Source organism: Enterobacter cloacae complex sp. ECC445, from assembly GCF_021892025.1.
Taxonomy (GTDB): Bacteria; Pseudomonadota; Gammaproteobacteria; order Enterobacterales; family Enterobacteriaceae; genus Enterobacter; species Enterobacter chengduensis.
The window spans coordinates 134,537-147,826 of sequence record NZ_JAKLRZ010000016.1; the positions used below are offsets into that span (position 1 = coordinate 134,537).

10 protein-coding genes are annotated in these 13,290 nt (G+C 57.3%); 5 read left to right on the forward strand and 5 right to left on the reverse strand.

Annotated features, from left to right (window positions below):
* Positions 1-47 precede the first annotated feature (47 nt).
* The 3 genes from gldA to ptsP are packed head-to-tail and all read right to left on the reverse strand — an operon-like array spanning position 48 to position 4,342.
* A complete protein-coding gene (gene gldA, locus L6R44_RS14485) occupies positions 48-1,151 on the reverse strand; it encodes a bifunctional L-1,2-propanediol dehydrogenase/glycerol dehydrogenase (protein WP_237424586.1) in 1,104 nt (367 codons plus the stop codon).
* 12 nt (positions 1,152-1,163) lie between these two features.
* Complete coding sequence (fsa, locus tag L6R44_RS14490) at positions 1,164-1,826, reverse strand: fructose-6-phosphate aldolase (protein ID WP_237424587.1); 663 nt, start codon at positions 1,824-1,826, stop codon at positions 1,164-1,166.
* A gap of 14 nt (positions 1,827-1,840) precedes the next feature.
* Positions 1,841-4,342, reverse strand: a complete 2,502-nt coding sequence (gene ptsP, locus L6R44_RS14495) for a phosphoenolpyruvate--protein phosphotransferase (RefSeq protein ID WP_237424588.1) — start codon at positions 4,340-4,342, stop codon at positions 1,841-1,843.
* A gap of 305 nt (positions 4,343-4,647) precedes the next feature.
* On the opposite strand from ptsP, the gene L6R44_RS14500 reads away from it, so the two are divergent.
* Genes L6R44_RS14500 through L6R44_RS14520 form a run of 5 tightly spaced genes read left to right on the forward strand, consistent with a single transcriptional unit; the run spans position 4,648 to position 9,611 of the window.
* The gene (locus L6R44_RS14500) at positions 4,648-5,727 is read left to right on the forward strand and encodes a PTS fructose transporter subunit EIIC (RefSeq protein ID WP_237424589.1); all 1,080 of its coding nucleotides are present in this window, start codon (positions 4,648-4,650) and stop codon (positions 5,725-5,727) included.
* Positions 5,728-5,741: 14 nt separating this feature from the next.
* A complete protein-coding gene (locus L6R44_RS14505; RefSeq protein WP_032644193.1) occupies positions 5,742-6,062 on the forward strand; it encodes a PTS fructose-like transporter subunit IIB in 321 nt (106 codons plus the stop codon).
* A 51-nt stretch (positions 6,063-6,113) separates the two neighbouring features.
* Positions 6,114-8,411: a formate C-acetyltransferase gene (locus L6R44_RS14510; protein WP_237424590.1), complete on the forward strand. Its 2,298-nt coding sequence runs from the start codon at positions 6,114-6,116 to the stop codon at positions 8,409-8,411.
* Complete coding sequence (locus tag L6R44_RS14515; RefSeq protein ID WP_237424591.1) at positions 8,377-9,252, forward strand: [formate-C-acetyltransferase]-activating enzyme; 876 nt, start codon at positions 8,377-8,379, stop codon at positions 9,250-9,252. The genes L6R44_RS14510 and L6R44_RS14515 overlap by 35 nt, the downstream gene beginning before the upstream one ends.
* 2 nt (positions 9,253-9,254) lie before the next feature.
* A complete protein-coding gene (locus tag L6R44_RS14520) occupies positions 9,255-9,611 on the forward strand; it encodes a PTS fructose-like transporter subunit IIB (RefSeq protein ID WP_237424592.1) in 357 nt (118 codons plus the stop codon).
* Here the strand turns inward: L6R44_RS14520 and L6R44_RS14525 are convergent.
* Together L6R44_RS14525 and ppc are read right to left on the reverse strand one after the other, a co-directional pair.
* Positions 9,598-10,446, reverse strand: a complete 849-nt coding sequence (locus L6R44_RS14525; RefSeq protein WP_237424593.1) for a helix-turn-helix transcriptional regulator — start codon at positions 10,444-10,446, stop codon at positions 9,598-9,600. The genes L6R44_RS14520 and L6R44_RS14525 overlap by 14 nt on opposite strands.
* Before the next feature lie 93 nt (positions 10,447-10,539).
* Positions 10,540-13,191, reverse strand: coding sequence for a phosphoenolpyruvate carboxylase (ppc, locus tag L6R44_RS14530; protein ID WP_237424594.1), 2,652 nt, complete (start codon positions 13,189-13,191; stop codon positions 10,540-10,542).
* Positions 13,192-13,290 lie beyond the last annotated feature (99 nt).

Below are 13,290 nucleotides of genomic sequence, written 5' to 3' on the forward strand. Positions count from 1 at the left end.
CCTACGGGCAAAAAAATCCCCGCTGATGCGGGGATTTTCATTCCTGTTTACTCCCACTCTTGCAGGAACCGCTGCCCATACTGGTCGGCCACCAGCAGCGCCGCATACACCTGATCCGGCGTGACGCCGCCCGGCATGTTGTGGATGGTTTCTCCTTCCGCGCAGGACGCTTCGGCGATCAAACGCATTTTGGCCGGGATATCGTCTTTGATGTTCAGCTGTGCCAGCGTAATAGGCAGCCCGACGCTGTGGCAAAGCGCCGCGACGGTCTCTATTTCTTCTACCGGCGCGTTTTCCAGCACCAGCTGCGTCAGCGTACCAAACGCCACTTTCTCGCCATGATAGAAGTGATGCGCATCCGGCACCGCCGTCATGCCGTTATGAATAGCGTGTGCCGCGGCCAGACCACCGCTTTCAAAACCGACGCCGCTGAGATAGGTGTTGGCTTCGATGATGCGTTCCAGCGCAGGCGTTACCACATGCTGTTCCGCCGCCAGCATCGCTTTTTCACCCTCTTCAACCAGCGTGTTGTAGCACAGCTCGGCCAGGGCTAACGCCGCCTGGGTGCATTTACCTCCGGCCATGGTGGTCGCGCCGCTGCGCGAGCAGGCGCGCGCTTCAAACCACGTCGCTAGCGCATCGCCAATCCCGGCGGCAAGCAGGCGTGCTGGCGCGCCCGCAACCACTTTCGTATCCACAATGACCATGTTCGGGTTGTGCGGCAGCATCAGGTAGCGATCGAACTCACCGCTGTCGGTGTAAATAACGGATAGGGCGCTGCACGGCGCATCGGTGGAAGCGATAGTCGGCGCAATGGCGACGGGCACGTCCATAAAGTGGGCCAGCGCTTTTGCGGTGTCCAGCGTTTTACCGCCGCCAATGCCCAGCACCGCCAGGCAGTCGGCGCTGTCGGCCAGTTTTTTCAGTCGATCGATTTCATTTTGTGAACATTCGCCACCAAACGGCGCGATTTCGGCATGCAGTTCGGCATCGTTAAAACTCTGACGCAGGGTCTCTTCGGCAAAGCCCAGCACAAATTTATCGCCGACAACCAGCCAGCGAGTGGCCAGGGGTTTCAGATAGTCGCCGAGACGGGTAAGTACATCAGCGCCCTGGATGTATTTTCCCGGCGATTGAATGATACGGTCCATAACAGTTCTCCCTTAGAGGTTGAGGTTACCAAACGCGTTTTTCCAGTCCTGTTCGAACTTCTCTATTGCTGACTCTACCGCTGGCGTGCCGAGCATTTGTTGCGCTACGTCTAAAGGAAGCGTGATTGCCTCGCATCCCGCCAGCAGGCAGTCCAGCGCCTGACGCGGCGTTTTGAAGCTGGCGGCCAGTACCTTGCTTTCCGGCGCGTGCAGTTCCAGCAGGGATTGCAGCTCCTGGACCATGCGAATGCCGTCGCCGCCCTGAGCGTCAACGCGGTTGACGTACGGCGCGACATATTTCGTCCCGGCGAGTGCGGCAAGCAAGCCCTGTGCCGCGCTGTAAACGGCGGTTCCCAGCGTGGTTATCCCCTCTTTTTTTAACGCCTTAATCGCGATAAGCCCCTGAGCGGTAACCGGGATTTTTACCACGATGCCCGGGATGGCGTTACTCAGACGTTTGGCCTCGGCCACCATGCCTTCGGCATCGCGGCTCATGGTTTGAGCAAACAGCGTGCCGTCCGGTCCAATGGCTTTTTGCAGACGCGGCAGCACGTCCCAGATGGATTCACGGCTGGCGGCAATGATGCTCGGGTTGGTGGTGACGCCCGCAATGGGAAAAATGTGCGCCAGACGTTCTACTTCCGCTACGTTGGCGGTATCCAGGTACAGTTCCATTACTCTTCCTCGTTTCACAGTTCTAATTCGTGTTGTAGCAGGGAAGCTATCGCCTCCCCGGAACTGGCGTTAACCAGCGCGTTGCGAAAATCTTCATGCATGATGCGGCGGGCAAGGCGGGAGAAAATACGCATATGCTGATCGCCCGCAGCGTGTTTGTTCAGCGTCAGCATAATGATGAATTGTGCTTCTTCCTCTCCCCACATGACGGGGGCTTTCAGGCGCGCCACGCTAATGGTGGATTGTTCAATGTGTTCCGATTTGCTGTGCGGGATGGCAAAGCTAAAGCCAAGCCCGGTGGAGAACACGGCTTCGCGCGCCCACAGATCGGCCTCCAGCTTGCGGGGGTAGCGGCAACGTCCTGCAAGCAGCAGGTTATCGGTCATCCCTTTCATGACCTCTTCTTTGCTGTTCCAGTCGTTGTCCAGTGAAATGCAGCGAGGTGTGACCAGCGGTGTGTCCTGCTGGTTCATGCGGAACTGCGCCAGCAGGTGTTCCACTTCAAGCGAAGTGCGACACGCCATGGCCTGGTTCAGCAGCTGGCGGCAGGCGCGGCTATCAAGCTGTGCCAGCCGCGCTTTGGTTGCCGGAATGGCAGGCGACCCCATGCTCAGTTCGTCCAGGCCCAGACCCACCAGCAATGGCAGCACCGAACCTTTTGCACCCAGCTCGCCGCACAGGCCAATCCATTTCCCCTGGCGATGGACGGCCTGTACCGCGTAGTCCAGCGCCCGCAGGAAGGCCGGGTTCAGGCTGTTGTAGTGGCGTGTGACCTTGGCGTTGTCGCGGTCGACGGCCAGCAGATACTGCGTCAGGTCATTGCTGCCGATGCTAAAGAAATCAATCTCTTCACAGCACTGATCGACGATAAACATCACCGAAGGCACCTCCAGCATGATGCCGAGCGGAATTTTTTCATCAAACGGGATATGTTCAGCCCGGAGCTGCTGCTTCGCTTCGGCGAGCTTCTCTTTGACCCACAGGATCTCTTCCATGGAGGAGATCATCGGGATCATGATCTTCAGTTTGCCGTGAGCAGAGGCGCGCAGGATCGCCCGAAGCTGGGTGGTGAAAAGCGCCGCATATTCTTCATAAATACGCACCGCGCGGTAGCCGAGAAACGGGTTATTTTCGGCCGGGATGTTCAGGTACTCCACCGGTTTATCGCCACCGATATCCATGGTGCGCACGATAATGCTGCGCCCGTTTGCACTTTCCAGCGCCTGACAGAAAATGTTGTACAGCTCGTTTTCACCGGGCGCGCTGGTGCGGTCCATATACAGCATTTCGGTGCGAAACAGGCCAACACCCTCGGCGCCGTTTCCAAACGCTGCCTGCGCTTCAACCGCGTGGGCGATGTTTGCGGCAACCTCAACGCGCAGGCCATCGGCGGTTCTGGCTTCCCGGTCAAGCCAGATGCGCTGCTGCTCGCGTAGTGCCTGTTGTACCCGTGCTTCCTGTCGGTAGTAGCGCGCCACCGCATCGCTGGCATTGACCACTACCGCACCGGCATTGCCGTCGATAAATACTGGCCTGTTGCGCCACTGCAGCAGGCGTTCACTGTCGACACCCACCAGGGTCGGAATATTAAAGGAACGTGCAAGAATAACGGTGTGCGAGGTTGTTCCGCCGCTTTTTAACAGCAGCCCCTTAAGCAAGGTTTTATCGAGTTCCAGAAACTGGCCGGGCGTAAGATCGTCAGCCAGACAGACGCTCTGCTGGGTGAGCTGTCCCGGTGCCGGGAAACGGTGTTCGCCATAAATCTGTTGTAAAAGTTGATAGCAGACATCGCGCACATCCAGCACGCGTTCCCGCAAGTAGCTGCTGCTGGAACGCGAGAACACGTCGCAGAAATGGTTGGCTGTAGCGACTGTCGCCTGCGCGCAGCTTAGCCCCTGGCTCACGCCCGCAAGCAGATGCTGGCGCAGTGAGGCATCCGTCGCCAGCGATCGGTGTGCGTCGAGTATGGCGCCGGCGGTGCTGTCGCTGTCCAGCGCACGCAGCTCAATATTTTTTACCAGCAGGGTGAGGCCGTTATCCAGCGCTAGCTGCTCTTCTTCAACGTTTTTCGCGTCGGGTAAATCCGTCAGTGCATTGAGATCCAGCGAGGTCAGCACGGTCAACACACCCTGGGCACTCCCGCTGCAAACGGACAGGGCACGAAAAAGCGTTGGATTAAGGCGCGCGAGAGATTCTGGCAGCGGATCGCGCTCAATATTGATGGCTTCTGCGAGCGGCGCATCACAGTGTGGAAACACTTCCCGAAGCCATTGTTCCAGCTGTTGATGGGCGCTTTGCTCATCTTCACCGTGGATCACCAGACGGCAGGCGTCGCCTGCCAGCGTGTCGGTGCCAATAAGTGACAGTGCGCTCTTGGCGTTCCCTTTGCGATCGGTGCGCAGATTGTGCCACTCGATGTGCGAGATAAACGTGTTGCACAGCGTCTCCACGTGACTCGCCGGACGCGCGTGAACACCGTTGGGCAATTCACAGGTAAATTCCACTACCAGAGCCATACACACTCCTGAAACCAGTCATCATTCATTGGGGAACAGCATACGAGCGTGTTGATGACGCGCGCCACGTGACAAATCTGCCAAAAGCTGGACAAATGTAATATCACGTCAAAAGTGAGATTTGCCTCACAGGTTGTGGCGGTTTGTCTTATACGTACCCCATGCTCGAAATGTCGAGGCGGATCGCATTTTTATTTCCATATTACAAAAATCCAGTAATTGGCCTTTTTGTCTCCTGTCCGCCGTCTTCCTGATTGCCTATTGTTTGCCACAACATCTTTATGGTTTTAGGCCAGGAGCGACATATGAAAGAGTTGGTGCATATTCTCAAGAACACGCGGCAGCATCTGATGACCGGGGTGTCGCACATGATCCCGTTCGTGGTGGCGGGCGGTATTTTGCTGGCGGTTTCGGTCATGCTGTACGGCAAGGGTGCGGTACCGGATGCAGCAACGGATCCCAACCTCAAAAAATTATTCGATATCGGTGTGGCGGGATTAACGCTGATGGTGCCTTTCCTCGCCGCCTATATTGGCTATTCCATCGCAGAGCGCGCCGCACTTGCTCCCTGCGCTATTGCCGCGTGGGTCGGCAACAGCTTCGGGGCGGGGTTCTTCGGCGCCATTATTGCCGGGATCCTCGGTGGGATTGTGGTCTGGTATCTAAAAAAACTGCCGGTCCCGAAAGTGCTGCGCTCCGTCATGCCTATCTTCATCATCCCTATCATCGGCACCTTTATTACCGCAGGCATCATGATGTGGGGGCTGGGTGAACCTGTTGGCGCGCTGACAACCGGCTTAACCCAGTGGCTGCAAGGGATGCAGCAGGGCAGCATCGTCGTGCTGGCCATTATCATGGGGTTGATGCTGGCCTTCGACATGGGCGGCCCGATTAACAAAGTCGCCTATGCCTTCATGCTGATCTGCGTTGCTCAGGGCGTCTACACCGTGGTGGCGATTGCGGCAGTCGGCATCTGCGTGCCACCGCTGGGGTTGGGCCTGGCGACGCTGATTAACCGCAAGAATTTTACCGGTGAAGAGCGTGAAGCGGGCAAGGCTGCATTAGTGATGGGCTGTGTTGGCGTCACCGAAGGGGCCATTCCGTTTGCGGCGGCCGATCCTCTGCGTGTTATTCCTTCCATCATGCTGGGTTCCGCATGTGGCGCAGTGACGGCTGCCGTGATGGGCGCGCAATGCTATGCCGGATGGGGCGGTCTCATCGTTCTGCCTGTGGTGGAAGGCAAACTGGGCTACATCGCGGCGGGCGCGGTAGGGGCTGTGGTGACGGCCATTAGCGTCAACGTGCTGAAGAGTATTGCCCGGAAGAGTGCAAAACAGGTCGAGGAAAAAGAAGACGACCTGGATCTGGATTTCGAAATTAACTGAGTGAGGAAGCGAACATGGCCCGAATTATTGCAGTAACAGCATGCCCGTCAGGCGTTGCCCATACCTACATGGCAGCCGAAGCGCTGGAAAGCGCTGCTAAAGCCAAAGGCTGGGAAGTGAAGGTTGAAACTCAGGGGTCAATTGGTCTGGAGAACGAGCTGAACGCTGAGGATATCGCCGCAGCGGATGTGGTGATCCTGACCAAAGATATTGGCATTAAGTGTGAAGAACGTTTTGCCGGGAAAACTATCGTGCGCGTCAACATCAGCGACGCGGTAAAACGCGCCGACGCCATCATGAACAAAATTGAAGCCCACCTGGCGCAAACCGCCTGACGCTCTCCCGCCCTTCGGGGCGGGCTCGTTTTCCGTTACAGGAGTTCCCTCATGACGAATCGTACCCAGCGTTTGAAAGACGCACTTTTTGCCAGCCCTCGTGAAATCTCGCTTGAGCGTGCGTTGCTCTATACCGCCAGCCATCAGCAGACGGAAGGTGAGCCGGTTATCCTCAGGCGTGCAAAAGCCACGGCGTACATTCTTGACCATGTGAACATCGCGATTCGTGATGAGGAACTGATTGCCGGAAACCGGACCGTTAAACCGCGTGCGGGCATTATGTCTCCTGAGATGGATCCGTACTGGCTGCTTAAGGAGCTGGACCAGTTTTCTACACGTCCCCAGGACCGTTTCGAAATCACCGAAGAGGATAAGCAGATCTACCGTGACGTGCTCTATCCCTACTGGGAAAAGCGGTCGATGAAGGATTTCATCAACAGCCAGATGACGGATGAGGTGAAAGCCGCTGTAGGAACGCAAATTTTCAGCATCAACCAGACGGACAAAGGGCAGGGGCACATCATTATTGATTACCCGCGCCTGCTCAATAACGGCCTGAGTGCGCTGGTGGAGGAAATGCGTGAACGCTGCGCCCGCGATGCGCATAACACGTTCTATGCCTCCGCGCTGATTCTGCTTGAAGCGTCCCAGCGTCATATTCTGCGCTACGCCGCGCTGGCTGAAACGCTTGCCACCGTCTGCGATGAGGCTTCACGACGTGAAGAATTACGCAAGATTGCCGAAATCTCGCGCCATAACGCGCAGCATAAGCCACAGACGTTCTGGCAGGCGTGCCAGCTGTTCTGGTATATGAACGTCATTTTGCAATACGAATCTAACGCCAGCTCGCTCTCCATTGGCCGCTTCGACCAGTACATGCTGCCCTTTTATCAGGCTTCGCTATCACGGGGCGAAGAGCCCGCGTTCCTGAAAGAGATTCTGGAATCGCTGTGGGTGAAGTGCAATGACGTGGTGCTTTTACGCTCAACCAGCAGCGCCCGCTATTTTGCCGGGTTCCCGACCGGATATACCGCGCTGTTGGGTGGCCTGACGGAGAACGGGCGTAGCGCGGTGAATGTGCTTTCCTTCTTGTGTCTGGATGCCTACCAAAGCGTTCAGCTTCCTCAACCGAACCTCGGCGTGCGGGTTAACGAGCTTATCGACCGGCCTTTCCTGTTTAAAACGGCGGAGACGATCCGCCTGGGCACCGGCATCCCGCAGATCTTTAACGATGAAGTGGTGGTGCCTGCCTTCCTCAATCGGGGGGTGTCGCTGGAAGATGCGCGCGACTACGCGGTGGTTGGCTGTGTAGAACTGTCGATTCCGGGTAAAACCTACGGTCTGCACGATATCGCGATGTTTAACCTGCTGAAGGTGATGGAAATCGCGATGCAGGAGAACGAAGGTAACGCGGCGCTGACTTATGAAGGCTTGCTTGAGCATATTCGCGTCAAAATTAATCACTACATTGCGCTGATGGTCGAGGGGAGCAATATCTGCGATATCGGCCATCGCGACTGGGCACCGGTGCCGTTGCTCTCTTCTTTTATCAGCGATTGTCTGGATGCGGGAAAAGACATCACCGACGGTGGCGCGCGCTATAACTTTTCTGGCGTGCAGGGGATCGGGATAGCGAATTTGAGCGACTCGCTGCATGCCCTGAAAGGGCTGGTTTTTGAACAGCAGCGCTTAAGTTTTGATGAATTGCTAGCCGTGTTAAACGCTAACTTTGCCACGCCTGAGGGCAAGAAAATCCGCGCCCGGTTGATCAATCGCTTCGAAAAATACGGCAATGATATTGATGATGTCGACAACATCAGCGCTGAACTGCTGCGCCACTACTGCAAAGAGGTTGAAAAATACCGGAACCCGCGGGGTGGGCAGTTCACGCCGGGTTCTTACACCGTATCGGCACATGTGCCGCTGGGGGCCGTGGTGGGAGCAACGCCCGATGGCCGCTTTGCCGGCGAACAGCTGGCCGACGGTGGGCTCTCGCCGATGCTTGGGCAAGATATGCAGGGCCCAACGGCGGTACTGAAATCGGTAAGTAAGCTGGATAACTACCTGTTATCTAACGGTACGCTGCTAAACGTTAAGTTCACCCCCGCAACGCTGGAAGGCGATGCCGGGCTGCAAAAGCTGGCGGATTTCCTGCGCGCTTTCACCCAGCTTAAATTGCAGCACATCCAGTTCAACGTGGTGAACGCGGAAACACTGCGTGAAGCGCAACAGCGTCCGCAGGATTTTGCCGGTCTGGTGGTGCGCGTTGCCGGGTACAGCGCCTTCTTTGTTGAGTTATCGAAGGAGATCCAGGATGACATTATCCGCCGTACAGCGCATCAGCTGTGACGAGGTTGAAACACGCGCCGAGGTGGCGCGTATTTTCAATATCCAGCGCTACTCGTTGAATGACGGGCGCGGCATCCGTACGGTGGTTTTTTTTAAAGGCTGCCCTCACCGCTGCCCGTGGTGTGCTAATCCGGAGTCGATCTCACCGAAAATCGAGACGGTGCGAAGAGAGAGTCAATGTCTTCACTGCGCCCCCTGTCTGCGGGACGCCGATGAATGCCCGTCAGGCGCCTTCAGGCATATCGGAAGGGATGTGACCCTTGATGAGCTGGAAAACGAGGTGATAAAAGACGATGTCTTCTTTCGCTCGTCGGGAGGCGGGGTGACGCTTTCGGGTGGGGAAGTGTTAATGCAGGCCCCTTTCGCGACACGGTTTCTAAAGAGGCTGCGTCGTTTCGGGGTGCATACGGCCATCGAAACGGCAGGCGATGCGCCTTTGTCCCGGCTAATGCCGCTGGCCCGCCAGTGTGATGAAGTGCTGTTTGATTTGAAAATCATGGATGCGGAGCAGGCCCTGGCAATGGTGGGAATGAATCTTCCGAGAGTGCTGGATAATTTCCGCCAGCTGGTGGCTGATGGGATAAACGTCATTCCTCGCGTCCCGCTGATTCCTGGCTATACGCTCAACGAAACGAACATGGCGCGCGTGCTGGCTTTTCTGCTACCTTCAGGAATACGGCAGCTGCATTTATTGCCCTTCCACCAGTATGGGGAGCCAAAATACCGTCTGCTGGGACAAGAGTGGGGAATGCGGCAAACGGTCCCTCCGACGGAAGAAGAGGTGTCAGCGATGCGGCAACTGGCAGAGCGCGAAGGTTTCAAGGTTACCCTGGGAGGCTGAACATGACAGCGATCGCTGGACGACATCTGGTAGCGGTGACCGCGTGCGTCAGCGGCGTCGCACATACCTATATGGCTGCCGAACGGCTCGAAAAGCTCTGCCAGCAGGAGAAGTGGAGCGTTAACATCGAGACTCAGGGAGCGCTGGGCGTTGAGAACGAGCTTAATGAAGAGGACATCCGGCGCGCCGATGTCGTATTGCTGATTACCGATATCGACCTGGCGGGCAGTGAACGTTTCGAGCATACGCGCTACGTGAAGTGCGGTATTAACGCCTTTTTACGTGATCCACAAAAGGTGATGGGGGCGGTGCGTAGAATGCTATCCGCGCCGCAGCATACTCAGGTCATTCTGGACTAGCGGCCTTGCCGGTGAGCTGGCTGTGATACTGGCGACGGTATTCAGACGGCGAACGCTCCGTGTTTTTACGGAATAACCGACAGAAATAGTTGCTGTCGACAAATCCGCAGGCGTGCGCCACCTCTTTCACTTTTAAATCATACCCTTTCAGCAGCTGGCGCGCGTGTTCCAGCCGGGTATGCGTCAGGTATTCATTGAAACCCACTGCGCCCGTTTTCTGGAACAGATGCGACAGGTAGTTTGGGGAGATGTAAAACGCCTGCGCGACGGATTCCCGGGTAAGCGGAGTGGCGTAGTGTTCGTCAATATAAATCCGAATGGCTTCAAACAGAGCCTGACTGCGGGAGGCGGTTTGGATTTGACTGCCCAGCAGGTCGACGCAGTGGCTAAGCAGGCTGGCGATAATCAACCGCGCGGTTTGCTGCTCGTGTGGCTGCATCTGCATTTCGTGGAGCGTCTGTAAGAGTAGCGATCCAATACGGGGGCCGCGGCGGGCAACGTGCTGCTTCGCCAGGTTTCGCACGTCTACACCGTCCCAGTGCAAAAGGCTAAACCCGAGCTGCTGTTTGCCAAACAGGATGCTCAGCGTTGTTGCCGATGCTTGCCATTGTGGATTATTCCAGCCGCCAGCCGGGACGTATAAAACATCACCCTGCTGTAAAACGGAGGCCGCCTGGTCCTTCATCGACCCTTCGATCACGATCTCAAGACGTGGAAAATCAACCTGCAAGGCAAGTTCGGGGGCGGAGGTCGCGGAGTTTGCAAAATGCACCTGACGCAGCGGCGTTGTGCTGGTGATCAGGTCAGTCAGGATGCGGGTAATGTCGTGGTGCATGGTGGATACCAGGGTATTGCCGGGTGGCGCTAACGCTTACCCGGCCTACTTAACGTAGGCCCGTGCAAGCGCAGCGCCGCCGGGCGTAAAGCATTAGCCGGTGTTGCGCATACCCGCCGCAACGCCCGCAATCGTCACCATCAGCGCCTGTTCAACGCGCGGATCCGGCTCTTTGCCTTCTTCTTCCGCCTGGCGAGAACGGTGCAGCAGCTCTGCCTGCAGGACGTTCAGCGGGTCGGTGTAGATGTTACGCAGCTGGATAGACTCGGCGATCCACGGCAGGTCCGCCATCAGGTGCGAGTCGTTGGCGATGTCCAGCACCACTTTGATGTCGCCTTCCAGCAGTTCGCGCAGCTCTTTACCCAGCGCCCACAGCTCAGGCTTCACCAGGCGCTGGTCGTAGTATTCCGCCAGCCACAGGTCCGCTTTCGAGAAGACCATCTCCAGCATACCCAGGCGGGTAGAGAAGAATGGCCAGTCGCGGCACATGGTTTCCAGTTCGTTCTGTTTGCCGTCTTCCACCACTTTTTGCAGCGCGGCACCGGCACCCAGCCAGGCGGGCAGCATCAAACGGTTCTGTGTCCAGGCGAAGATCCACGGGATTGCGCGCAGAGACTCTACGCCACCGGTTGGGCGACGCTTCGCAGGGCGCGAGCCTAGCGGCAGTTTACCCAGCTCCTGCTCAGGGGTGGCCGAACGGAAGTAAGGCACGAAATCTTTATTTTCACGCACGTAGCCGCGGTACAGATCGCAGGAGATAGCCGACAGTTCGTCCATGATATGGCACCAGGAGGCTTTCGGCTCCGGCGGTGGCAGCAGGTTGGCTTCCAGAATGGCGCTGGTATAAAGCGACAGACTGCTGATGGTCACTTCCGGCAGGCCGTACTTGAAGCGGATCATCTCGCCCTGCTCGGTGACGCGCAGGCCCCCTTTCAGGCTTCCCGGCGGCTGCGACAGCAGCGCTGCGTGCGCAGGCGCGCCGCCGCGGCCAATTGAGCCACCGCGTCCGTGGAACAGGGTCAGTTCAATACCGGCTTTCTCGCAGGTTTTGATCAGTGCGTCCTGCGACTGATACTGCGCCCAGGATGCCGCCATCACGCCCGCATCTTTCGCGGAGTCGGAATAGCCAATCATTACCATCTGTTTGCCCTGAATAAAGCCGCGGTACCAGTCGATATTCAACAGCTGGCTCATGACGTCGTTGGCATTGTTCAGGTCGTCGAGGGTCTCAAACAGCGGGGCGACAGGCAGAGCGTAGTCGATTCCCGCTTCTTTCAGCAGAAGGTGAACGCCCAGCACGTCGGACGGGGTCTTCGCCATGGAGATCACATAGGCGGCCACCGATCCTTTCGGTGCGTCCACGATCGCTTTACAGGTATTGAGCACTTCGCGGGTGTCGTTGCTTGGCTCCCAGTTGCGCGGCAGCAGAGGGCGCTTCGAGTTCAGCTCGCGGATCAGGAAGGCCTGTTTGTCGGCTTCGGACCAGCTCTCATAATCGCCGATGCCGAGATAGCGGGTCAGTTCGCCCAGCGCTTCGGTATGGCGGGTACTTTCCTGACGCACGTCGATACGCACCAGCGGCACGCCGAAACACTTCACGCGACGCAGGGTGTCGAGCAGTTCGCCGTTGGCGATGATGCCCATCCCGCAGGCCTGCAGCGATTTATAGCAGGCGTACAGCGGCTCCCAGAGCTGTTCGTTCTGACTGAGCAGGCCTTCTGGTTTTGGCAGGCGCTGGCCTTTCAGGCGCGCTTCCAGCCAGGCCTGAGTGGCCATCAGCTGACCGCGCAGTTTTTTCATCAGGAAACGGTACGGCTCGCTGGCGCCTTCTTCGCCGGCCAGCGCGCGCAGTTCCGGCGTTGCTTCAACCATCGACAGCTCGGAGATCAGCACCTGGATGTCTTTCAGGAACAGGTCGGTCGCTTTCCAGCGGCTCAGCAGCAGGACGTGACGCGTGATTTCCGCAGTGACGTTCGGGTTGCCGTCGCGGTCGCCGCCCATCCATGAGGTGAAGCGTACCGGCACAAAGTCGACCGGCAGGCGGTAGCCGAGGTTCTCTTCCAGCTGTTCGTTCAGCTCGCGCAGGTAGTTCGGCACCCCTTCCCACAGGCTGTTTTCCACCACCGCAAAGCCCCATTTGGCTTCGTCGACCGGGCTTGGGCGGTGCTTACGAATCTCATCGGTGTGCCAGGACTGGGCAATCAGCTGGCGCAGACGGCGCATCAGCTGGTTGCGTTCGTAGTCGGCAATGTCTTTGTTATCCAGCTGCTTCAGGCAGTTGTTCACTTCCACCATTTTGTGGATCAGGGTGCGACGGGTGATTTCCGTTGGGTGAGCGGTGAGTACCAGCTCCAGCGAAAGAGACTCCACCGCTTTTTTGATGGTGGCTTCGTTGAGATCCGGCTGGTCTTTCAGTTTACGAAGGGTGCGGGCAATGACTTCCGGGTTGCTGGCCGCTTCGCCGTTTGGCGAAATGCTGTGGTACTGCTCAGCGGTGTTGGCCAGGTTCAGGAACTGGCTGAACGCGCGTGCAACGGGCAGCAGCTCGTCGTTAGAGAGGTTCTGCAACGTGGTAAGCAGCTCCTGACGACTGGCCTCGTTACCGGCACGGGAAGATTTAGAGAGCTTGCGGATGGTTTCAACGCGGTCAAGGATATTCTCCCCCAACGCATCTTTGATGGTATCTCCAAGCACTTTGCCGAGCATACTGACATTACTACGCAACGCGGAATATTGTTCGTTCATAAAAACCCAGTCACCCCATCATTTTTGTTTATGCCCAGGCGAAAATCTTCTGGCCATTATTTTGTCATCTCCCTTTATAAAGCCACGTAAAACCCCCGT

Excerpts from the sequence above, each read along its gene's own strand:
- ptsP (WP_237424588.1), bottom strand. The coding sequence starts at position 4,342 with ATGGCTCTGGTAGTGGAATTTACCTGTGAATTGCCCAACGGTGTTCAC.
- L6R44_RS14505 (WP_032644193.1), top strand. The coding sequence starts at position 5,742 with ATGGCCCGAATTATTGCAGTAACAGCATGCCCGTCAGGCGTTGCCCAT.
- ppc (WP_237424594.1), bottom strand. The coding sequence starts at position 13,191 with ATGAACGAACAATATTCCGCGTTGCGTAGTAATGTCAGTATGCTCGGC.
- L6R44_RS14510 (WP_237424590.1), top strand. The coding sequence starts at position 6,114 with ATGACGAATCGTACCCAGCGTTTGAAAGACGCACTTTTTGCCAGCCCT.
- L6R44_RS14500 (WP_237424589.1), top strand. The coding sequence starts at position 4,648 with ATGAAAGAGTTGGTGCATATTCTCAAGAACACGCGGCAGCATCTGATG.
- L6R44_RS14515 (WP_237424591.1), top strand. The coding sequence starts at position 8,377 with ATGACATTATCCGCCGTACAGCGCATCAGCTGTGACGAGGTTGAAACA.
- L6R44_RS14520 (WP_237424592.1), top strand. The coding sequence starts at position 9,255 with ATGACAGCGATCGCTGGACGACATCTGGTAGCGGTGACCGCGTGCGTC.
- L6R44_RS14525 (WP_237424593.1), bottom strand. The coding sequence starts at position 10,446 with ATGCACCACGACATTACCCGCATCCTGACTGACCTGATCACCAGCACA.
- fsa (WP_237424587.1), bottom strand. The coding sequence starts at position 1,826 with ATGGAACTGTACCTGGATACCGCCAACGTAGCGGAAGTAGAACGTCTG.
- gldA (WP_237424586.1), bottom strand. The coding sequence starts at position 1,151 with ATGGACCGTATCATTCAATCGCCGGGAAAATACATCCAGGGCGCTGAT.